General features: G+C 69.2%; 18 protein-coding genes and 1 tRNA gene. 10 read left to right on the plus strand and 9 right to left on the minus strand.

What is annotated here, in order from left to right; all coding sequences use genetic code 11:
- Positions 1-2: 2 nt before the first annotated feature.
- Entirely contained in the window at positions 3-1,124 is a 1,122-nt protein-coding gene (gene serC / locus P5G46_RS04250) for a phosphoserine transaminase (protein ID WP_408905039.1), read from the plus strand.
- A 97-nt stretch (positions 1,125-1,221) separates the two neighbouring features.
- Here the strand turns inward: serC and P5G46_RS04255 are convergent, their stop codons facing one another.
- Both P5G46_RS04255 and P5G46_RS04260 read right to left on the minus strand, forming a co-directional pair.
- Positions 1,222-1,908 (minus strand): DUF3027 domain-containing protein, encoded by a 687-nt coding sequence (locus P5G46_RS04255; RefSeq protein ID WP_408905040.1) that lies wholly within the window; start codon positions 1,906-1,908, stop codon positions 1,222-1,224.
- The gene (locus P5G46_RS04260) at positions 1,892-2,275 is read right to left on the minus strand and encodes a cold-shock protein (protein ID WP_239275174.1); all 384 of its coding nucleotides are present in this window, start codon (positions 2,273-2,275) and stop codon (positions 1,892-1,894) included. Before P5G46_RS04260 ends, P5G46_RS04255 begins: the two co-directional genes overlap by 17 nt.
- 105 nt (positions 2,276-2,380) lie before the next feature.
- Between P5G46_RS04260 and P5G46_RS04265 the strand changes: the two genes are divergently transcribed.
- The 5 genes from P5G46_RS04265 to P5G46_RS04285 all read left to right on the plus strand — a co-directional run bounded on the left by P5G46_RS04265 (position 2,381) and on the right by P5G46_RS04285 (position 8,661).
- Positions 2,381-2,650 (plus strand): multidrug ABC transporter ATPase, encoded by a 270-nt coding sequence (locus tag P5G46_RS04265; RefSeq protein WP_239275032.1) that lies wholly within the window; start codon positions 2,381-2,383, stop codon positions 2,648-2,650.
- A gap of 1 nt (position 2,651) precedes the next feature.
- Entirely contained in the window at positions 2,652-4,373 is a 1,722-nt protein-coding gene (locus P5G46_RS04270; protein WP_408905041.1) for a helicase-associated domain-containing protein, read from the plus strand.
- 51 nt (positions 4,374-4,424) lie between these two features.
- Entirely contained in the window at positions 4,425-6,074 is a 1,650-nt protein-coding gene (locus tag P5G46_RS04275) for a DNA repair helicase XPB (protein WP_239275034.1), read from the plus strand.
- 69 nt (positions 6,075-6,143) lie between these two features.
- Positions 6,144-6,836: a response regulator transcription factor gene (locus P5G46_RS04280; RefSeq protein WP_128216810.1), complete on the plus strand. Its 693-nt coding sequence runs from the start codon at positions 6,144-6,146 to the stop codon at positions 6,834-6,836.
- A 73-nt stretch (positions 6,837-6,909) separates the two neighbouring features.
- Positions 6,910-8,661: a sensor histidine kinase gene (locus tag P5G46_RS04285; protein ID WP_408905042.1), complete on the plus strand. Its 1,752-nt coding sequence runs from the start codon at positions 6,910-6,912 to the stop codon at positions 8,659-8,661.
- 63 nt (positions 8,662-8,724) lie between these two features.
- On the opposite strand, the gene groL is transcribed toward P5G46_RS04285, so the two are convergent.
- From groL to P5G46_RS04310, 5 genes are all read right to left on the minus strand, one after another.
- Positions 8,725-10,344, minus strand: coding sequence for a chaperonin GroEL (gene groL, locus P5G46_RS04290; RefSeq protein ID WP_239275036.1), 1,620 nt, complete (start codon positions 10,342-10,344; stop codon positions 8,725-8,727).
- A gap of 171 nt (positions 10,345-10,515) precedes the next feature.
- Positions 10,516-10,719, minus strand: coding sequence for a cold-shock protein (locus P5G46_RS04295; protein WP_013585848.1), 204 nt, complete (start codon positions 10,717-10,719; stop codon positions 10,516-10,518).
- Positions 10,720-10,850: 131 nt separating this feature from the next.
- Complete coding sequence (locus P5G46_RS04300; protein ID WP_408905043.1) at positions 10,851-11,435, minus strand: LytR C-terminal domain-containing protein; 585 nt, start codon at positions 11,433-11,435, stop codon at positions 10,851-10,853.
- Between the two features lie 35 nt (positions 11,436-11,470).
- Positions 11,471-11,725, minus strand: a complete 255-nt coding sequence (locus P5G46_RS04305; RefSeq protein WP_239275038.1) for a DUF3263 domain-containing protein — start codon at positions 11,723-11,725, stop codon at positions 11,471-11,473.
- A gap of 9 nt (positions 11,726-11,734) precedes the next feature.
- On the minus strand, positions 11,735-12,727 hold the full coding sequence (locus tag P5G46_RS04310; RefSeq protein WP_408905044.1) for a DUF2332 domain-containing protein: 993 nt from the start codon (positions 12,725-12,727) through the stop codon (positions 11,735-11,737).
- Between the two features lie 73 nt (positions 12,728-12,800).
- Between P5G46_RS04310 and msrB the strand changes: the two genes are divergently transcribed.
- Positions 12,801-13,208, plus strand: a complete 408-nt coding sequence (gene msrB, locus P5G46_RS04315) for a peptide-methionine (R)-S-oxide reductase MsrB (protein ID WP_239275040.1) — start codon at positions 12,801-12,803, stop codon at positions 13,206-13,208.
- Positions 13,205-13,774, plus strand: a complete 570-nt coding sequence (locus tag P5G46_RS04320) for a nitroreductase family protein (protein ID WP_239275041.1) — start codon at positions 13,205-13,207, stop codon at positions 13,772-13,774. Before msrB ends, P5G46_RS04320 begins: the two co-directional genes overlap by 4 nt.
- Before the next feature lie 22 nt (positions 13,775-13,796).
- On the opposite strand, the gene P5G46_RS04325 is transcribed toward P5G46_RS04320, so the two are convergent.
- Positions 13,797-14,741, minus strand: a complete 945-nt coding sequence (locus P5G46_RS04325; protein ID WP_408905045.1) for a DMT family transporter — start codon at positions 14,739-14,741, stop codon at positions 13,797-13,799.
- 84 nt (positions 14,742-14,825) lie between these two features.
- Between P5G46_RS04325 and P5G46_RS04330 the strand changes: the two genes are divergently transcribed.
- Together P5G46_RS04330 and P5G46_RS04335 are read left to right on the plus strand one after the other, a co-directional pair.
- A complete protein-coding gene (locus P5G46_RS04330) occupies positions 14,826-16,733 on the plus strand; it encodes an amylosucrase (protein ID WP_408905046.1) in 1,908 nt (635 codons plus the stop codon).
- Positions 16,734-17,044: 311 nt separating this feature from the next.
- Positions 17,045-18,910, plus strand: coding sequence for an ETX/MTX2 family pore-forming toxin (locus P5G46_RS04335; protein ID WP_408905047.1), 1,866 nt, complete (start codon positions 17,045-17,047; stop codon positions 18,908-18,910).
- A gap of 157 nt (positions 18,911-19,067) precedes the next feature.
- On the opposite strand, the gene P5G46_RS04340 is transcribed toward P5G46_RS04335, so the two are convergent.
- Positions 19,068-19,140, minus strand: a tRNA-Thr gene (locus tag P5G46_RS04340).
- Positions 19,141-19,159: the final 19 nt, after the last annotated feature.

Below are 19,159 nucleotides of genomic sequence, written 5' to 3' on the forward strand. Positions count from 1 at the left end.
GCATGCCGCACGTGGACCTGCCCACCGACCTCCTGCCCGCCGACGGCCGCTTCGGGTGCGGCCCTTCGAAGGTGCGCGGCGCGCAGCTCGAGGCGCTCGTGACGCGCGGCGCGACGATCCTCGGCACCTCACACCGTCAGGCGCCGGTGAAGAACCTGGTTGCCAGCACTCGTGAGCGCCTCGCCGAGCTCTTCCGCCTGCCCGCGGGGTACGAGATCATCCTCGGCAACGGCGGATCGACCGCCTTCTGGGATGCTGCGGCCTTCGGACTCATCGAGAACCGAAGCCAGAACCTCGTCTCGGGGGAGTTCGGTGGCAAGTTCGCTGCCGCCGCGGCAGCGCCGTGGCTGCAGGCGCCGGACGTTCGGCGCGCCGAGCCGGGCACGCGTGCGTCTTTCGAGGCCGTCGATGGCGTCGATGTCTACGCCTGGCCCCACAATGAGACGTCCACCGGTGTCGCCGCGCCCGTGACCCGCGTGAAGGCGGATGCCGGAGCCCTCACGGTCATCGACGCGACCAGCGCCGCCGGCGGCATCGACTTCGACGTGGCCGAGGCCGACGTCTATTACTTCGCACCGCAGAAGAACCTGGGTTCGGACGGCGGGCTCTGGTACGCCGCCGTATCCCCCGCCGCAATCGAGCGAATCGAGCGGATCGCGGCCTCCGGACGGTACATTCCGGAGTTCCTCAGCCTGAAGAACGCGGTCGAGAATTCGCGGCTGCAGCAGACCCTGAACACCCCGGCCCTGTCGACCCTGCTGCTCCTCGACGAGCAGCTGGGCTGGATTCTCGACAACGGCGGGCTCTCGTGGGCCGGCGCCCGGACGGCCGAGTCGTCGTCGGCGCTGTACGACTGGGCGGAGTCGAGCGAGGTTGCGACACCGTTCGTGGCCGATCCGCTGGACCGCTCCCCCGTGGTCGTCACGATCGACTTCGACGACACGATCGACGCGGCCGCCATCGCCAAGAGCCTCCGCGCGAACGGCATTGTCGACACCGAGCCGTACCGCAAGCTCGGGCGTAACCAGCTGCGCATCGCGACGTTCGTCTCGATCGAGCCCGACGACGTGCGCCGGCTCATCGCGGCGATCGACTACACGATCGAGCGCCTGCCGCGCACCTGACACGTCCCCACACGAAAGCCGCCTCGCACAGCGGGGCGGCTTTCGTCATCGGGGCGTTGAGTGAGGCGCGAGGCCGCCGATGGACGGCTGCGCGGCGTCAGTAACTCCGCTCGCGCTCGTCGTCCTCGTCGTCGTCGGAGTCATCGTCGTCGTCGTCGTCGTCGTCCGAGTCGTCGTCGTCCGAGTCGTCCGAGTCGTCAGAGTCGTCCGAGTCGTCAGAGTCGTCGTCGCCGGAGTCCTCGTCGCTGTAGGAGCCGTCGACGGAGTCCTCGTCATCGTCGTCGGAATCTTCGTCCAACTCGTCGATGTCGACGCCGTCGAGGTCTCCGGCGTGCAGCCGCGCCTTTGGCTCGTCGTCATCGTCCTCGTCATCGTCGTCATCGGCATCCTCGTCGGACTCATCGTCGCCGTCGAGGTCGTCGTCGATGTCCTCATCGGACTCGTCCTCCGCGGCGGCCAACTGTGCCGCCTGGTACTCCGCAAGTCGCTTCGCCCACGGAACCCAGTCCGGTGCGAGAAGCGCACCGTCACCGGGCAAGAGCTCCGCCTCCAGAACGGTCGGCTCGGCGTCCTCGACCACGGCGACGCTCACCGTCCAGTGCCACCCCGGATAGCCGGGCAGCCGCGTGTGGAATCGGAGCGAGACGACGCCGTCATCCTCGACGATGTGACCGGCCGCCGGGCCGACGGTGTCGGCCGGGGTGATTTCGGAAAGCGCCGCGAGAGCCAGATCGTGGGCGTGGAGCAGTCGCTCGTCGGCGACGGGCTCAGGCTTCGAAGTCATCGGCGACCTTACGCAGGACCGCAGCGATCTTCTTGGCGTGCGCACCACTCGGGTACCGGCCGCGACGGAGGTCTCCGCCGATGCCGTCGAGGAGCTTGACGAGGTCCTCGACGATGATGGCCATGTCATCGGCGGGCTTGCGCGCCCGCTTCGCCAGGCTCACGGGGGCGTCGAGCACTCGCACCGAGAGAGCCTGCAGCCCGCGCTTGCCGTCGGCCACACCGAACTCGAGACGTGTGCCCGCCTTGGGCGCGGCGGTCCCGGCGGGCAGGGCCGTGGCGTGCAGGAACACGTCCTGGCCGTCATCGGTGGTGATGAAGCCGAAGCCCTTCTCGTCGTCGTAGAACCTGACCTTGCCGGTGGGCATGGACACCTCGCTGAGTGTGTGCGCGATCGCGCGGCGGAACACGGGTCCGAACGGATCCCGGCCTCCCAGCCTACGGCACGCCCGCCAGGCAGTAGGCTGACGACGATGAGCACGCGCACCCCTGACGGCGACGTCCCGATCCGTCGTATCGACCGGATCCTGGCCTTCATGTCGCTGGGGCTCGGAGTCGTGTCGATCGTCTGCTTCTTCGTCGTGATCCTCGCCCGCCCCGCGGGTGTGACGAACTTCTCCGAGGGCATCTGGCCGACCATGGTCGTCCTTCCCTTGATCGCGCTGCCGGTCGCCTTCCTCCTGATGATGGCCGTGCTCATCATGAGCTTCGTGCGGAGGGCACGAGCCAACAGGGGTCGCTGACATGGCCGAGACCTCCGACCAACGCGCACTGGCGGTCTCGCTGAGCGCTCTCGGTGACGAGGTCCTCGCCCGACTTCTGGCAGATCGCCACGTCTCGGTATCCGCGACCTGGCGCGACATGTTCGATGCGGCGGATGCGCTCCTCGACCCCGCGTCGATCGCGCGGGTACTCCCCTTGCTGAATCGCGCGGAGGCGCAGGCGCTCGTCGCCGCGGTCTTCGACGGTGTTCCGGCCGAAGACGGCATCCGGGACGCTCTCCGTCGACGCGCACTCGTCGACGACGACGGCCACCCCTACGCCAATGTCTCCGCAGCCGTCCGCGACGCAGCTCCCGACGGCCTCCCGGACGCGCCGATGGCCCCGCCGAGCGGGGGCGCCGACACCGCATCCACTGCGGAAGCGGCCTTCACCACCGCCGCCGCGCTGGCGGACGTGCTCATGCTCACCCTCGAGGCGCCGCTCGGACGCATCGGATCGGGCTCGCTCGGCGCCGGGGAACGACGTCGCCTCGTCGAGGCGGGGGCGGCTGCCTCGGCGGAGGAAGCGGACCTGCTCGTCGGGATGGCAGCCCGGACGGGGCTCCTCGGCTCGACCGGCCGGGCATGGCTCGTGACCGCCGCCGGGCGCTCCTGGCTGCGACTGCCGACGCTGGAACGGTGGGCGTCGATGGCGCGCGCCCTGAGCGAGGCCCTCCCCCGCGCGTACCGCGCGCCCCACGGTGGATGGCTGCCGCCGTCCGCGTGGGCGGGCGCGACACCCTTCGATCCCGCCGGGCCGGAGCGCGCGGCGCGGTGGACCCACCGTTTGCGCGCGTGGGGTCTGCTCGACGCAGACGGGGCCGTCCCACCGTGGGGCCGTGGCCTCGCAGAAGGAGCGGATGCCGACATCGATGAGCTGCGCGACCTCCTGCCGCCCGAGGTCGACCGGGTGTACCTGCAGAACGATCTCACCGCGATCGCGCCGGGCCCGCTGGCTCCTCACCTCGACGTGCGCCTGCGCAGCATGGCGGCGCGCGAGTCTCGCGCGCAGGCGTCCAGTTATCGCTTCAGCGCGGCCACGATCGGCGCGGCCATCACGGGAGGCGAAACCGCCGACAGCCTGCGGGACTTCCTCACCGGCATCTCCCTCACGGGCCTGCCGCAGCCGCTCGCGTACGTCATCGAGCGCACCTCCGCCGAACATGGTCGGGTGCGGGTCACGGCCGACGCGGCATCCGGCTTGACCACCGTGCGAACCGACGATGAGACGCTCCTGCGCGCCATGGAGGTCGACACCGCGCTGCGCTCGGTCGCGCTCACCCGTTCCGACGACGAACTCCTCACGCACGTCTCGGCCGATGTCGTGTTCTGGGCGTTGAGTGACGCACGGTACCCGGCCGTAGCGGTCGACCCGGACGGACGCCCGCGTACGGTCGAACGCGCGCGTTTGGCACCGGCGGCCACGCCCGAAGAACCGCTCGAGGTGTACGGCCCCCTGATCGATCGTCTGCGTTCGGGCGGGGAGGACTCGGATGCCGCCTGGCTCGAGCGCGAGCTCGATCAGGCGGTGCGCGCCCGCGCCGTGGTCGATGTCACCGTGCGCCTGCCCGACGGGTCCGCCCGTGTGTTCCGGCTCGAGGCGACGGGACTCGGCGGTGGACGTCTCCGCGGTCGCGACCGCGCCGCCGACGTGGAACGCACGCTGCCGCTGTCGCACATCGATTCGGTGAGCCCCGTCGCGTGAGCCGCCGCGAGGCGATGACGCCTCTCCGGCGCACGGGTAGGATGGAACGCTATGGCTGACGGCCCCCTCATCGTCCAGAGCGACCGCACGGTGCTGCTCGAGGTCGCGCACCCCGACGCGGAGACCGCGCGACACGAACTCGCGGTGTTCGCTGAGCTGGAGCGCGCGCCGGAACACATCCACACCTACCGCATCACGCGTTTGGGGCTGTGGAACGCGCGCGCGGCCGGACACGACGCCGACGCGATGCTGCAGACCCTCGACAAATGGTCGCGCTTTCCGGTGCCCGCGTCGGTGAGCACCGACATCCGTGAGACCGTCGGGCGATACGGCCGCCTCGTGATCGAGCGAGACGACGAGGGCGCGCTCGTGCTGCGCTCGACGGATCCGGCGGTGCTGGGAGAGGTCTCTCGCAACAAGCGCATCTCGCCGCTTCTCATCGGTCACCCGACGCCGGACAGCTACACGGTCGACGCGTGGGCGCGGGGCCACATCAAGCAGGAGCTGCTGAAGATCGGCTGGCCCGCCGAGGATCTCGCCGGCTACACCCCCGGCACGCCGCACCCGATCGACCTCGACGAGGACGGTTGGCAGCTGCGGCCGTACCAGCGTCAGGCGGTCGAGTCCTTCTCCGAGGGCGGCTCGGGCGTCGTCGTGCTGCCGTGTGGCGCCGGCAAGACGCTCGTCGGCGCCGGTGCGATGGCCGAGACGCGGACGACGACGCTCATCCTCGTCACGAACACCGTCAGCGCCCGTCAGTGGCGTGACGAACTCCTGCGGCGCACGAGCCTCACGCCGGAGGAGATCGGCGAGTACTCCGGCCAGTCGAAGGAGATCAAGCCGGTCACGATCGCGACGTACCAGATCCTCACCGCCAAGCGCGGGGGCAAGTACGCGCACCTCGCACTTCTCGATGCCCTCGACTGGGGCCTGGTGCTATACGACGAGGTGCACCTGCTGCCCGCGCCGGTGTTCAAGCTCACCGCCGACCTTCAGGCGCGCCGCCGACTGGGCCTGACCGCCACCCTCGTGCGCGAGGACGGCCGCGAAGGCGACGTGTTCAGCCTGATCGGGCCCAAGCGATTCGACGCGCCGTGGAAGGAGATCGAGGCGCAGGGCTTCATCTCGCCCGCGGCCTGTTACGAGGTGCGCATCGACCTCCCCGCCGAGGAACGGCTGGAGTACGCCGCCGCAGCCGACGAGGAGCGTTATCGGCTGGCAGCCACAGCGCCCGCGAAGATCGACGTCGTGCGGCGGCTGGTCGATCGGCATCCGGGTGAGCGCGTGCTGGTGATCGGGCAGTACCTCGACCAGATCGATGAGCTCGCCGAGGCCCTGAACGCCCCCAAGATCACCGGGTCCACTCCGGTCGCGGAGCGCGAGGAGCTGTTCCAGGCCTTCCGCGAGGGACAGATCTCGCTGCTCGTGGTGTCGAAGGTCGCCAATTTCTCCGTCGACCTCCCCGAGGCATCCGTCGCCGTCCAGGTGTCGGGGTCGTTCGGGTCGCGCCAGGAAGAGGCGCAGCGTCTGGGTCGGCTGCTGCGTCCCAAGCAATCGGGGCACACCGCGAGCTTCTACACGCTCATCGCGCGCGACACCGTCGACCAGGACTTCGCGCAGAACCGCCAGCGGTTCCTCGCCGAGCAGGGCTACGCCTACACGATCCTGGATGCCGAGGGAATCGGTGCCGCGGCCGCGTGAGCCCTACCAGGACTCGGCGTTTCTCGCGATATCCAGCACTTCCTTGAACGAAGTCACGATAATGGGCGCATGACAGCACCGCGCATCCTCGTCGTCGACGATGAACCCAACATCCGCGACCTGCTCATCACGAGCCTGCGTTTCGCCGGATTCCAGGTCCGGGCCGTCGCCAACGGCGCGCAGACCATCTCCGCGGTTCTCGAAGAGGAACCCGACCTGATCGTGCTCGATGTGATGCTGCCCGACATGAACGGATTCAGCGTCACCAAGCGGCTTCGCGGGGCCGGCTACACCGCCCCGATCCTGTTCCTCACCGCGAAGGACGAAACCGAGGACAAGATCACCGGCCTGAACGCGGGCGGTGACGATTACGTCACCAAACCCTTCAGCCTCGACGAGATCGTCGCGCGCATCCAGGCGATCCTCCGCCGCACGATGCAGGCGGACGAGGAGTCGGTGATCCGCACCGGTGAACTCACGATGGATCAGGACACGCACGACGTGAGCGTCGGCGACGTCTCGATCGACCTGAGCCCGACGGAGTTCAAGCTCCTGCGCTACCTCATGCTCAACCCGAACCGCGTCCTGTCCAAGGCGCAGATCCTCGACCACGTGTGGGAGTACGACTTCAACGGCGATGCCGGCATCGTCGAGAGCTACATCTCTTATCTGCGTCGAAAGATCGACCCGCACTCCTCCGAGCCGCTCATCCAGACCAAGCGCGGTTTCGGCTACATGCTGAAGTCCGGCAAGACCGCCTGAGCGGGGATCCATCCTGGAGAATTCCGACGACGCTCTGACGCACTGGTGGCGTCGACTCAGCCTCCGCACGAAGGTGACCGGCGTCACGGTCACGCTTCTGGCCGTGGGGCTCGTGGCGGCGGGCGTCGGCACTCTCATCTTCCTGCGCACGACCCTCATCAACAACCTCGACGAGCAACTCGGACAGCAGGCGGCGGGCAACATCGCCAACAGCGTCTTCGTCACCGAGGATGTCGACGGGCAGTTGTCGTTCGCGCAGGTCGACAACGCCCCGCAGATCGGCTCGATGGTCGTCGTCTACGGGCCCGACGGCCAGCGGGTCGCCTTCTACAACGGCACCACGATGAGGACGGTTCCCGAGCTTCCGGAGACCTTCTCGGTCGAGCAGACCTACAGTCAGGTCGACCGCCGCATCGAGCTGGACGACCCTGTCTCGGGGCAGAAGTTCTTGGCGCGCGTCGGGCTGCTCCAGGTTCCGGGCTACAACGGCATCTACACCCAGATGATCATCCAGCCGCTGGCACCCACCGACCGGATCGTGGCGGCGTACGTCGGCATCTACGGCTTCGTGGCCCTGCTCATCCTCATCGCCAGCGCGCTGCTGACGCGCGCGTTGGTCACGTTGACGTTCCGCAGTCTCGGTCAGGTCGAGACGACGGCGATGGACATCGCGGCGGGCGACTTCAGCCAGCGCTTGACCGACATCGTCCCCGACACGGAGGTGGGCCGGCTCAAGGCGGCCATCAACGCGATGCTCGCCCGTATCGACGGCGCCCTCCATCAACGGGATGCCACGGTGCGGCAGATGCGCCGCTTCATCGGCGACGCGAGCCATGAGCTGCGCACACCGCTGGTCACCATGCGCGGGTATGCCGAGCTGTACCGGATGGGAGCGATCCGCTCCGATGACGACGTCGCCCAGGCGATGGAGCGCATCGAGAAGGAAGCCATCCGCATGGGCGCGTTGGTGGAGGACCTTCTCGCCCTCGCCCGCCTCGACGAGCGGCGAGACGTGGCGATCACGGCGCTGGATCTGCGCCCGATCGCGAGGGATGCCGCGCTCGACCTCCGCGTCACGTCCCCGCAGCGCGAGGTCACGGTCGACGACACCACGAGCCGCGCGGCCATCGTGCTGCCGGTGATGACGCTCGAACAGGACCCCGCCGCCGACGACGCCTCCTCGGGGCCCCATCGGCGACGAAGCGCCCCGACGACCTCGGCGATGGCGATCGCGGGCGCGACGTTGTCGCGGCTGCGACGGAGGCGGGAGACGGCGGCCGAGGCCACCCCCGGCGAGACCGAGAACGCACCCAAAGCCCCGCCGGAGACGACGACGGGCCCCCGACGGATCCCCAGCCTCGCCCCGATCGTCCTGGGCGATGAGAACCGGGTCCGTCAGGTCGTGGCGAATCTGCTCGGCAACGCCCGCCGATTCACCCCGGACGACTCCCCCATCGGCTTGCGGGTGGGCGTGGACGTCGAGAGCGACATGGGGTGGATCGAAGTGATCGACCACGGAGAAGGAGTGCCGGAGCAGATCCGGGAGCAGATCTTCCAGCGCTTCTGGCGAGCGGACACCTCGCGGACGCGCGAGACGGGCGGTTCCGGCCTGGGCCTGTCGATCGTGGCATCCATCGTGGACGCGTTGCACGGCACCGTCGATGTGCGCGACACCCCGGGCGGCGGAGCGACCTTCCGCGTGTCTCTTCCTCTCGCCGAGCGTCGGGATGCCAGCGAGCACGCGCTCATCGCCACGCAGCCGCTCGAACGCCTCCCCGACGATGTGCGCCTCGGCGACACCCCGCCGGAGCCGCGGAACTCCTGACGGCGCGAACGAAGAACGCCCCCTCCCGAAGGAGGGGGCGTTCTTCTCATGCCTGAGCGTGGATCAGAAGTCCATGCCACCGGTCGGGTCGGCGGGCGCAGCCGCGGCCTTCTCGGGCTTGTCGGCGACGACGGCCTCGGTCGTGAGGAACAGGCCCGCGATCGACGCGGCGTTCTGCAGCGCGGAGCGCGTCACCTTGGCGGGGTCGATGATGCCCTGCGCGAACAGGTCACCGTACTCACCCGTCGCGGCGTTGAGGCCGTGGCCGACCTCGAGCTCGGCGACCTTGTTGGCGACGACGCCCGGCTCGAGACCGGCGTTGAGGGCGATCTGCTTGAGCGGAGCCTCGATGGCGACCTTGACGATGTTCGCGCCGGTGGCCTCGTCGCCCGTGAGCTCGAGGTTCGCAAACGCCGTCTTGCCGGCCTGGATGAGGGCCACGCCACCACCGGCGACGACACCCTCTTCGACGGCCGCCTTCGCGTTGCGGACGGCGTCTTCGATGCGGTGCTTGCGCTCCTTGAGCTCGACCTCGGTGGCCGCGCCCGCCTTGATGACGGCCACGCCGCCGGCGAGCTTGGCGAGACGCTCCTGGAGCTTCTCGCGGTCGTAGTCGCTGTCGGTGTTCTCGATCTCGCGGCGGATCTGGGTCACGCGACCCTCGATCTGAGCGGAGTCGCCCGCACCCTCGACGATGGTGGTCTCGTCCTTGGTGATGATGACCTTGCGCGCGCGGCCGAGGAGGTCGACCGTGGCGTTCTCGAGCTTGAGGCCCACCTCTTCGGTGATGACCTGGCCGCCGGTGAGGATCGCGATGTCCTGCAGCTGCGCCTTGCGACGGTCACCGAAGCCGGGCGCCTTGACAGCGGCCGACTTGAAGATGCCGCGGATCTTGTTGAGCACGAGCGTCGCGAGAGCCTCGCCCTCGACGTCCTCGGCGATGATGAGGAGCTCCTTGCCCTCCTGGATCACCTTGTCGACGATGGGCAGAAGGTCCTTGATGTTCGAGATCTTCTGGTTCGCGATCAGGATGTAGGGGTCTTCGAAGACCGCTTCCTGGCGCTCGGGGTCGGTGACGAAGTAGGGGTTGATGTAGCCCTTGTCGAAGCGCATACCCTCGGTGAGCTCGAGCTCGGTGCCGAAGGTGTTGGACTCCTCGACGGTGACCACGCCCTCCTTGCCGACCTTGTCGATCGCCTCGGCGATGAGCTCGCCGATGGCCGAGTCAGCGGCGGAGATCGACGCGGTCGCGGCGATCTGCTCCTTCGACTCGACCTCCTTGGCGGAGGCGAGCAGCTCGTCGGTGACGGCCTTGACGGCCTTCTCGATGCCCTTCTTGAGCGAGATCGGGTCGGCACCGGCCGCGACGTTGCGCAGACCCTCGCGCACGAGCGCCTGAGCCAGGACGGTCGCGGTGGTCGTTCCGTCACCGGCGACGTCGTCGGTCTTCTTCGCGACCTCCTTGACCAGCTCGGCGCCGATCTTCTCGTACGGGTCGTCGAGCTCGATCTCCTTGGCGATCGAGACACCGTCGTTCGTGATCGTGGGGGCGCCCCACTTCTTCTCGAGCACGACGTTGCGACCGCGGGGGCCCAGGGTCACCTTGACGGCGTCGGCCAGGGTGTTGAGGCCGCGCTCGAGACCGCGCCGGGCCTCTTCGTCGAAAGCGATGATCTTTGCCATAAGTGTGTCGTCCCTCCCGGACGGGTGGCTACCAGTCTTTAGCACTCGACAAAAGCGAGTGCTAACTCATTCTGGCACTCGACCCTGGGGAGTGCAAGCCGCCCGGTGCGGAGGGGGAACGACGACGCCGCGGCCCCGTGACGGGGACCGCGGCGTGCGTGAGCCGGAGGATCAGGCCATCAGACGAACCGATTCCGCCTGCGGTCCTTTCTGCCCGGAACCGACCGTGAACTCCACCGCCTGTCCCTCCTCAAGGACCCGGAACCCCGACATCTCGATGTTCGAGTAGTGGACGAAGACGTCCTGGCCGTCCGTCACGGTGATGAAGCCGTAACCCTTCTCGGCGTTGAACCATTTGACGGTGCCCTGCGTCATGCGAATCTCCTGTTGCTGAACGACGAGGTCATCGTAAGCACGCGAGCCCGCGCCGATCCGGCCCGGGAGAGCATTGTTGACACGGCGGCATCCAACTTTTTACCCCACGGAAACACGCGGCGCAGCGAGGCTCAGGGCGTGGGCTGACCCGCCGCGCGATCGAGACCGATGACGACGACGAGACGTTTCTCGGCGCTCTCGTCGTCAGCGGTGTCCGGATCGTCCGTCGGCTGCAGGAAGTCGCTCTCCGCGATGTCGGCACCACCGATCGCGTCGGCGAGACCGCGAGCGGCCTCGGCATCGTCCGCGGTGCGGTAGTACACGGTCGTCGTCGCGAAATCGGTCGTGTCCGAGTCACCGGTCTGAACGCTGTCGCCGGGCCAGCCCAGCTCGACGATGCGGTCGCGCAGGTTGCCGGCGAGCCCCTCATCCGCGGTGCCGTTGAGCACGACGACCGAGTACGACGTGTCGATGGCGGCCGGAGCGGTTTCGACCGCGGTGGGGGTCGGTGACGGATCAGACCCGAGCGAAATGCGACCGGACGCCACGAGCACACCGAAGATGCCCACGATGATGAGCACGACGGTAGCCAGTGCGGCCCAGAGGAAGATGATCCAGCCCCGCGAACGCGGACGTTCGGCCCGGTGGGCGCCGACACGGCCCGCTTCGACCGGCAGGTCGTCGAAGCGATCCCTAGGGAAGGTCGATCTGGCCATTGGACGATGCTATCGGGCGGCGTTCCGCGGCCCCGTCACCGCGTCGCCGTGCGGCCCAGGCGCGCGCGATGCTGCTGCGCCGCCTCGTCGCGCCGCCGACGCAGCCGCCGCACGAGCATCGGGTCATGCGCAAGGGCCTCCGGCTCGTCGAGAAGGCGTCCCAGCAGTTGGTAGTACCGTGCGGGCGCGAGGTCGAACTCGGCGCGGATCGCCTCCTCCTTCGCTCCGCCGTGGCGCCGCCACTCCGCCTCGAAGGCGAGGAATGCACGGTCACGGTCGGAGAGAGGCACGTCGCCACGCTACTGCGAGGGGGACGCCGATCCGGGATGCCACGCCACCCAGGCCCCGAGCGGGTCGACGCTGGCCAGCACGTCGCCGTCGAGAGCGAGGGCGAAGCCACCGGGCCGGAGGGTCGGCATCCCCTTCCACGCCTCGTGGAGGCCGGGGGCGTCCAGGGTCACCCACCGGCCGGCCGCGCGGGCGGCGGAGATGATCGCCCCGCGGTGCCGCCGCGGCACGTGGGCGAGAACCCCCGGTGTCGTCACGACAAGTGTCGCGTCGCGTGGCGCCTGTGCGGCGAGCGCCGGGAGAGCGCCGGCCCCGTCGCCGGCCACGAGAAGCGGAGGGTCGGCGGCGGCGATGTCGAGCGCGGCCTGGATGCGCTCACGACGCCCGTCCTCCCCCGGCCAGACCAGACCGGTGAGCCACGCCCGGTCCTCGGGGTCTCGGGCGTCGAGCGGCTGCAGGTCGATCCCCGCCCGCCACACGACCCGGGGCAGTCGTAGCGGCGGGTCGCCGTCCACCGCGCAGTCCAGGACGACCGGACTGCGGCCGCCGTCGGGGTCGAGGCGCGTCGTGTCCCCGTCCGCCGAGACGTAGCGATACGAGTAGCGGTCCGGGTAGAGGCACAGTCCGGCGCTCGCGCCGATCTCGAGGAGTGCGATCGGCCCGTCGATGAGCGACAGCGCCGGCAGCAGCGCCGCGCAACGCAGCGGCTCGTTCGTTTGGACGCTCCGGCGACCGCATTCGGCGACGATGGCGTCGGCGTGCGCCACGACCCAGTCCGCCCACGCGTCCCCGGTGTCGTCGGTCGCCCCGAGGAGTCGCATCACGGCGAAGACCAGCGGGGGCTGTCGATGCGTCTCCGGGATCGCCGCGACGACGCGTGCCACGGCCGGATCCTCGGCGACCCGACGCGCCCACTTCGCGTAGGTCTCGGAGCGACCGGGCGCCTCGTGGTCGGCGAAGCGGGTGTAGCGGTCGACGACGACGGTCACGGCATCCAGGTCCACCCCGGTGATTATGCCCGTGCGGGCGCGACGTCCCCTGAACGCGAGAGAATGGACGCGACGAAGGAGACCACTCATGACCTACGCCGTCGACAAGTCCGACGACCAGTGGCGGGCCGAGCTCAGCCCCGAGCAGTACGCAGTCCTGCGCCAGGCCGGGACCGAACGCGCCTGGACCGGTGAGCTGCTCGACGAGAGCCGTGCCGGCCTGTACGCCTGTGCCGCGTGCGGAGCCGAGCTCTTCCAGAGCGGCACGAAGTTCGACTCCCACTGCGGTTGGCCAAGCTTCTACGAGTCGGTGCGCCCCGAGGCCGTCGAACTGCTCGAAGACAACAGCCACGGCATGCAGCGCACCGAGGTCCGGTGCGCCAACTGCGGATCCCACCTGGGCCACGTGTTCCCCGATGGCTTCGGCACACCGACCGGCGACCGCTACTGCATGAACTCCCTCTCGCTGAGCTTCACTCCCGCCGACGAGGCATGAGCGCGCTGGAGGCCATGCGCGATCGGCGGTCGTGGTCCAAAGTCACCGACCTGGCCCCCACGGGGCCCGAGCTCGAGGCTTTCGTCGCGGCCGCCGGCCGTGTCGCAGACCACAAGTCGTTGCGCCCGTGGCGGCTCATCGAGATCCGCGGCGCCGACCGCGACGTGCTCGCGCGGGCGCTGAACAAGGCCGACGGCAAGAAGGGGCTGTCGTCGAAGCCCCGGCGTGCCCCGCTGATCATCGCCGTGGTCGCCGACCTGAGCTCGAAGAAGATCCCCGCGTGGGAGCAGGAGGCCGTGGCATCCGGGGTCGCCCACATGCTGAGCCTGGCGCTCGACGAGGCCGGGTTCGGCGTGTTCTGGCGCACCGACGACAACACCCGGAGCAAGGTCCTCGCCAAAGCCCATGGGCTGGGCAAGGGAGAGGTGCTCCTGGGGTGGCTGTACGTCGGCGGCAAGCCGGTGCGGTCACGTCCCACGCGGCGCAAGACCGTGGATGCCGCGAAGCACATCTCGCGAATGCCCGGCGGGAAGAAGCGCCGTAAGGTCGACGAGACCCGCCTCTGATCCCTCGTGGGCGTCCGCGGTCTCAGCCGCGGCGCCGACGTCGCCAGGGAACGGCGGCCACGACGACGCCGCCGATGGCCACCCCCGCTGCGACCAGAGCGACGGGCGTCGAAGGCGCCGCGGGTGCGGGCCAGACGGCGTCGAGCGCGACGGACGTGGTAAGAAGCCCCACCACCGAGCCGAGGCCCATCACCAGCACGCCCGTGTGCTGCACGATGACCGACGACAAGAAGATGTAGACGACGCCGAGCGTTCCCCCGAGATAGAGCCACGGATCGGTGGGGAGGGCCCGGGGCGGTCCGACGACGGCGATGTGCGTGAGCGCCGCGACGATGAGCACCGCGGTTCCGCCGGCGAAGTTGACGACTGTCGCCGCGAGCGGGCTCTGCACGCGCAGCCGCAGGCGTCCGTTCGTCCCCTGCTGCCACGCGACGCCCGCCCCGGCGATGACCGGGACGACCAGCATCCACACGGGAACGCCGCCCACCCGGTCCCCGGTCAGCGACACGCCCACCCCGGCGAGGGCGAGAAGTGCACCCACAACGCGGCGGAGCGTCACCGGGACGACGCCGGACGGGCCGTGACCGAATCGGTCGAGGAACAGTCCTCCGGTGGTCTGCCCGGCAACGAATCCCACGGTGAACAGAGCCACCCCGATCGTGGCGACCGCGAGTCCCTGGGAGGCCACCGTGAAAGCTCCGATCACGCCGCCCAGGAGCATCCACCCGGGGATCGACCGCTCCCGGATCGCCGCGGCCAGGCGCCGCACACCGGCCCGCCCGACGGGGAGCACGGCGGCGATGACGAGCACGACCACCAGACCCGAGCCGAACGAGATGGCCCCGGCCAGGACGCCGTCGCCGATCTCCGCCCCGAGCGAGCCGTTGATGCGCGCCTGCAGCGCCGTCAGCGCGCCGATCAGCACCGCCCCGAGAACCGCGATCCCGACCGATCGTCGCTGAGACATGGATCCTCTTCCCTGGGCGCCGCCCACGTCGGGGGCCGTCGTCGATCGTACGTGCCCGCGCGCCGAGTGGACCCACCGGCCCCGATGCGCGAGGCTTTCCCCGTGCCCCACCTCAGCGCCGGCCCCGATGACGTCTCGGCAATCCTGTCCCGACTGACCGCCGCGCGCGCCGACCGCGACTTCATCGCGGGAGTCGAGCTCCACCTCCCCCGCTTGCACGATCTCTTCCTCCGGCTCTACGGCGATCGTCCCGATGGGCGCGAACGGCTGGCCTCCGTTGTCGACCTCGCACACCGGTCGTGGGATGCGCGCCCCGCGGGGCTCAAAGCCCTCGACCGGGAACGGGCGAGCGCACCCGACTGGTTCGAGAGCGAACGCATGCTCGGCGGTGTCTGCTACGTCGACCGCTATGCCGGCGGGCTCCATGGCATCCGGGAGTCGATCCCGTACTTCCGCGAGCTCGGACTGACCTACCTGCACCTCATGCCGCTGTTCGAGAGCCCCGAGGGCAACAGCGACGGCGGGTACGCCGTCTCGAGCTATCGCCGGGTCAACCCGGCCCTGGGCACCATGGAGGAACTGACGGAACTGGCCGCGGAGCTTCGCCGCGCCGGGATCTCGCTGGTGGTCGACTTCATCTTCAACCACACCAGCAATGAGCACGAGTGGGCTCAGAAGGCGGTGGCCGGCGACGCCGGGTGCGAGGACTTCTACCTCATCTTCCCCGACCGCGCGCTGCCCGACGCCTACGAGCGCACGACGCGCGAGATCTTCCCCGACGACCACCCCGGCTCGTTCGTGCAGCTGCCCGACGGGCGCTGGATCTGGGCCACGTTCTACCACTTCCAGTGGGACCTCAACTACGCCAACCCCGCGGTGTTCGAAGCCATGGCGGGCGAGATGCTGTTCCTCGCCAACCGGGGTGTGGAGATCCTCCGGATGGATGCCGTGGCCTTCATCTGGAAGCGCCTGGGAACGGCGTGCGAGTCGTTGCCCGAGGCGCACCTGTTGCTGCAGGCGTTCAACGCGGTGCTGCGGATGGCAGCGCCGAGCCTGCTGTTCAAGTCCGAGGCGATCGTGCACCCGGACGAGGTCATCTCCTACATCTCGCCCGAGGAGTGCCAGCTCTCCTACAACCCGCTCCAGATGGCCCTGACGTGGGAAGCGCTCGCGACGCGCGACGGCCGGCTGCTGCAGCAGGCCCTGGAGCGTCGCCACGCCTTGCCCGACGCAACGGCGTGGGTGAATTACGTCCGCAGCCACGACGACATCGGTTGGACGTTCGCCGATGAGGACGCCGCCGAGCTCGGCGTCCAGGGATACCCGCACCGCCGCTTCCTCAACGACTTCTACGTCGGCCGCGTCGAGGGCTCGTTCTCGCGGGGCGTGCCGTTCCAGGAGAATCCGCGCACCGGTGACGCGCGCATCGCCGGCACCACCGCCTCGCTCGCCGGTATCGAAGCCGGAGACGCCGGCGGCGAAGACCGCGTGATCCTGGCGCACGCGCTGGCACTGTCGACCGGGGGCATCCCGCTGCTCTACCTCGGCGACGAGGTCGCCCAGCTCAACGACTACTCGTACCGGCGCAACCGCGCCGAGGCGGGCGACAGCCGATGGGTGCACCGACCGCACCGCCCCGAGCAGAACTACGCCGACCGCGCGGATGCCACGACCCCCGCAGGCCGCGTCTTCGCCCGCCTCACGCGGCTCATCGAGGTGCGGCGCTCAACCCCCGAGCTCGCCGGCAACGACCTCATCGCTTTCGACGCCCACGTGGACTCGGTCGTGGCGTTCCTGCGGCCGGGCGAGGCGGGAGCAGCGGTGCTCGTCATCGCCAACGTCGCCGATCACGCGGTCGAGATCGACGCGCTGACCCTCTCGGGCCTGGACCCGGATGCCGTCGACCTCATCGCGAACGAGTCCGTCGCTCTGGCCGGCGGGCTGACGGCACCCGCGCACGGGGTGCTCTGGCTGCGCGTCGGGATGCGCTGACGAACGGTCCCGGGCTTCTCGTTTCGAGGGACGGACGCTCCGGGCACACCTCGGCGGGGCGGCGGGAGTCGCATCAGCATGGTGAGGTGTGGCGGGTCATCGGGTGGCGTCGTCATGAACTGAACGGTCGACTTCGCCGTATTTGCAGGGGCGCGCAACATTTTCTCGTCGACGACACCACAGGGTTGCCTCACCCGCCCCCGCTCTCGGATCGAATCCATTCGACCTCGGCACCATCACGGCAGTCGAATGCTTTCGATGCCCGGCATCCGGGGGTCGGGTCGAATCCATTCGATGAGGAAAGGAATTTCATGAAGAAGACTGCCGTCGGGCTGCTCAGCGGCGCCCTCGCCTGCGCCGTCGCCCTCTCGTGTCCCCCACCGCCCGAAGCTCACGCAGCGGTGACCGGAGACTTCGACATCGAGCGGGCACTGGCGATCCCCGAACTCGCCAACCTTCGCGTCGACACGAGCGAGGTGATGCTCGACAATCCGGCTGTGACGCCGTACGGCGTGTCAGCCGAGTATCAAGCACCGTACTCTGCCTACACCACGACCCTCCGGAACGATCTCCCCTACCCCCAGACGCTGACCTCGCAATCGAACACGGTCACCACGTGGGATACGACGACATCCTCCACGGAGGTGGGCGCGGCCCTCCGGGTCAAGAACGAGTTGGACCGGAAAGTGTCCGTCACCGTGCTCGGGACCGGGGTCGAGGTAACGCATCGCCTGTCTGTCGAGGTCGAGGCGTCGTTCCGCAGGACCGACACGGCCACGAAGACGGTGACCAACGCGTGGACCGTCCCCAGTCAGGCGATCTCCGTGCCGGCCCATACGTCCGTCACGGTGCAGGCGCTCATGCAACGAGCGTCCTTCTCGGGGAAGTTGAAGCTGGAAGGCGACATCGTCGGGAACGTGAAGTTCGCGAATCGCTGCGGGGAGAAGTTCTCCGTCCCTGTAGGGAGGGTTCTCGCGCTCCAGAAGAACGACGGGACGGTCGTGACCCCGTCGTCGGTCGTCCCCGCCGGTGACACCGCCCGGTTCTCAGGCGAGGGAAGCTTCAGCGGGGTGGCCGGCACCTCGATGAGCGTCACGGTGACCGAGAACGGCACCACCCGGACGCTTCAGAACATCCGCACCGCACCCGCGTCGGGTACGCCCACCGGCCGCTCAGCGATGTCGACCGCCGACCCGGCTGCACCGCTGGCCGACACGACCGGCATCGCCACGTTCGCTGGTCTGGCCGAGGAACTGGGGTGCGGAACGGTGACCGACATGGGGGGGCACGCCTTCACGCTCGGCAGCGACGGTCGCATCTCCTTCGTCGCCGACGGCCCGGCGAGGGTCGTTTCGCCGGCAGGCGTGACCTTCACATCCGTGTCCGCCGACCCCACGCCCTTCGGCAACATGGGACTCGGCATCGCCGCCGACGGGTCGGTATGGTCAGCCCACGACGGCCGCGTGATGCAGAAGATCGCCGTCCCCGGAAAGGCCAAGGCCACCGCCGGACACGCCTTCGTCCTCGGCGAGGACGGTCGTGTTTCGTACGTCGCTGACGGGCGGGTCACGGTCGTCTCCCCCTCCGGCGTGAAATTCGCGTCGGTCACCGGCGACTGGGCCGCGGGCCAGAACTACGGCCTGGGCATCGATGAGAACGGTGACGTGTGGTCCGCCCGTGACAGCGACCCGATGGTCAAGCTCGCGCTGGCGGGGAAGGCGAGAGCGACTGCCGCGCACGCCTTCGTCCTCGGCGAGAACGGTCGCATCTCGTACGTCGCCGATGGCCGCGTCACCGTGGTCTCGCCCTCCTCGAGGACCTTCGTCTCTCTCACGGGGAACCCCGCCGGCGACGGTAACCGGGGTCTCGCCATCGCCAACGATGGAACCGTATGGTCCGCGCATGACAGCATTCCGATGGTCAGGATCGACCTCCCCAGGAAAGCGACGACCACCGCGGGACACGCCTTCATCCTCAGCGACGACGGGCGCGTGTCGTACATCGCGGACGGCCGGGTGACGGTCGTGACTCCTTCGGAGCAGACCATCACCTCCCTCGAGGGCAATGCCACCGGCACCGGCAACTATGCACTCGCCATCGATGCCGCCGGCACGCCCTGGGCGCTGAAGGACTCCGAGAAAGCCCGCGACCTCGAGGTCGAGATCCTACGACGGTAACCCCCCTCGGTTTCGTCGCCCCGCCGCGCGGTGAAGCCCCCACAGAGGCGGAGTGCCCCCTTCCGCCCCGGAGGGAGGGGGCACTCCTCGTGCCGGCGACTCGCGGGACATCCGCGATCACCAGCGGAGGAAACCACGAACGAGCCGCGGGGGTATGTGCCGGCTACAGGACTTGAACCTGCAACCCCCGTATTACAAGTACGGTGCGCTACCAATTGCGCCAAGCCGGCGAGAACGCCAGTCTATCGA

It is taken from the genome of Microbacterium mcarthurae (assembly GCF_046064585.1).
Lineage (GTDB): Bacteria > Actinomycetota > Actinomycetes > Actinomycetales > Microbacteriaceae > Microbacterium > Microbacterium mcarthurae.

What these genes read in the sequence shown, in the direction of transcription:
- serC (WP_408905039.1), top strand. Translation starts at nt 3, where the DNA reads ATGCCGCACGTGGACCTGCCCACCGACCTCCTGCCCGCCGACGGCCGC.
- P5G46_RS04255 (WP_408905040.1), bottom strand. Translation starts at nt 1,908, where the DNA reads ATGACTTCGAAGCCTGAGCCCGTCGCCGACGAGCGACTGCTCCACGCC.
- P5G46_RS04260 (WP_239275174.1), bottom strand. Translation starts at nt 2,275, where the DNA reads ATGCCCACCGGCAAGGTCAGGTTCTACGACGACGAGAAGGGCTTCGGC.
- P5G46_RS04265 (WP_239275032.1), top strand. Translation starts at nt 2,381, where the DNA reads ATGAGCACGCGCACCCCTGACGGCGACGTCCCGATCCGTCGTATCGAC.
- P5G46_RS04270 (WP_408905041.1), top strand. Translation starts at nt 2,652, where the DNA reads ATGGCCGAGACCTCCGACCAACGCGCACTGGCGGTCTCGCTGAGCGCT.
- P5G46_RS04275 (WP_239275034.1), top strand. Translation starts at nt 4,425, where the DNA reads ATGGCTGACGGCCCCCTCATCGTCCAGAGCGACCGCACGGTGCTGCTC.
- P5G46_RS04280 (WP_128216810.1), top strand. Translation starts at nt 6,144, where the DNA reads ATGACAGCACCGCGCATCCTCGTCGTCGACGATGAACCCAACATCCGC.
- groL (WP_239275036.1), bottom strand. Translation starts at nt 10,344, where the DNA reads ATGGCAAAGATCATCGCTTTCGACGAAGAGGCCCGGCGCGGTCTCGAG.
- P5G46_RS04295 (WP_013585848.1), bottom strand. Translation starts at nt 10,719, where the DNA reads ATGACGCAGGGCACCGTCAAATGGTTCAACGCCGAGAAGGGTTACGGC.
- P5G46_RS04300 (WP_408905043.1), bottom strand. Translation starts at nt 11,435, where the DNA reads ATGGCCAGATCGACCTTCCCTAGGGATCGCTTCGACGACCTGCCGGTC.
- msrB (WP_239275040.1), top strand. Translation starts at nt 12,801, where the DNA reads ATGACCTACGCCGTCGACAAGTCCGACGACCAGTGGCGGGCCGAGCTC.
- P5G46_RS04320 (WP_239275041.1), top strand. Translation starts at nt 13,205, where the DNA reads ATGAGCGCGCTGGAGGCCATGCGCGATCGGCGGTCGTGGTCCAAAGTC.
- P5G46_RS04325 (WP_408905045.1), bottom strand. Translation starts at nt 14,741, where the DNA reads ATGTCTCAGCGACGATCGGTCGGGATCGCGGTTCTCGGGGCGGTGCTG.
- P5G46_RS04330 (WP_408905046.1), top strand. Translation starts at nt 14,826, where the DNA reads ATGCGCGAGGCTTTCCCCGTGCCCCACCTCAGCGCCGGCCCCGATGAC.
- P5G46_RS04335 (WP_408905047.1), top strand. Translation starts at nt 17,045, where the DNA reads ATGAAGAAGACTGCCGTCGGGCTGCTCAGCGGCGCCCTCGCCTGCGCC.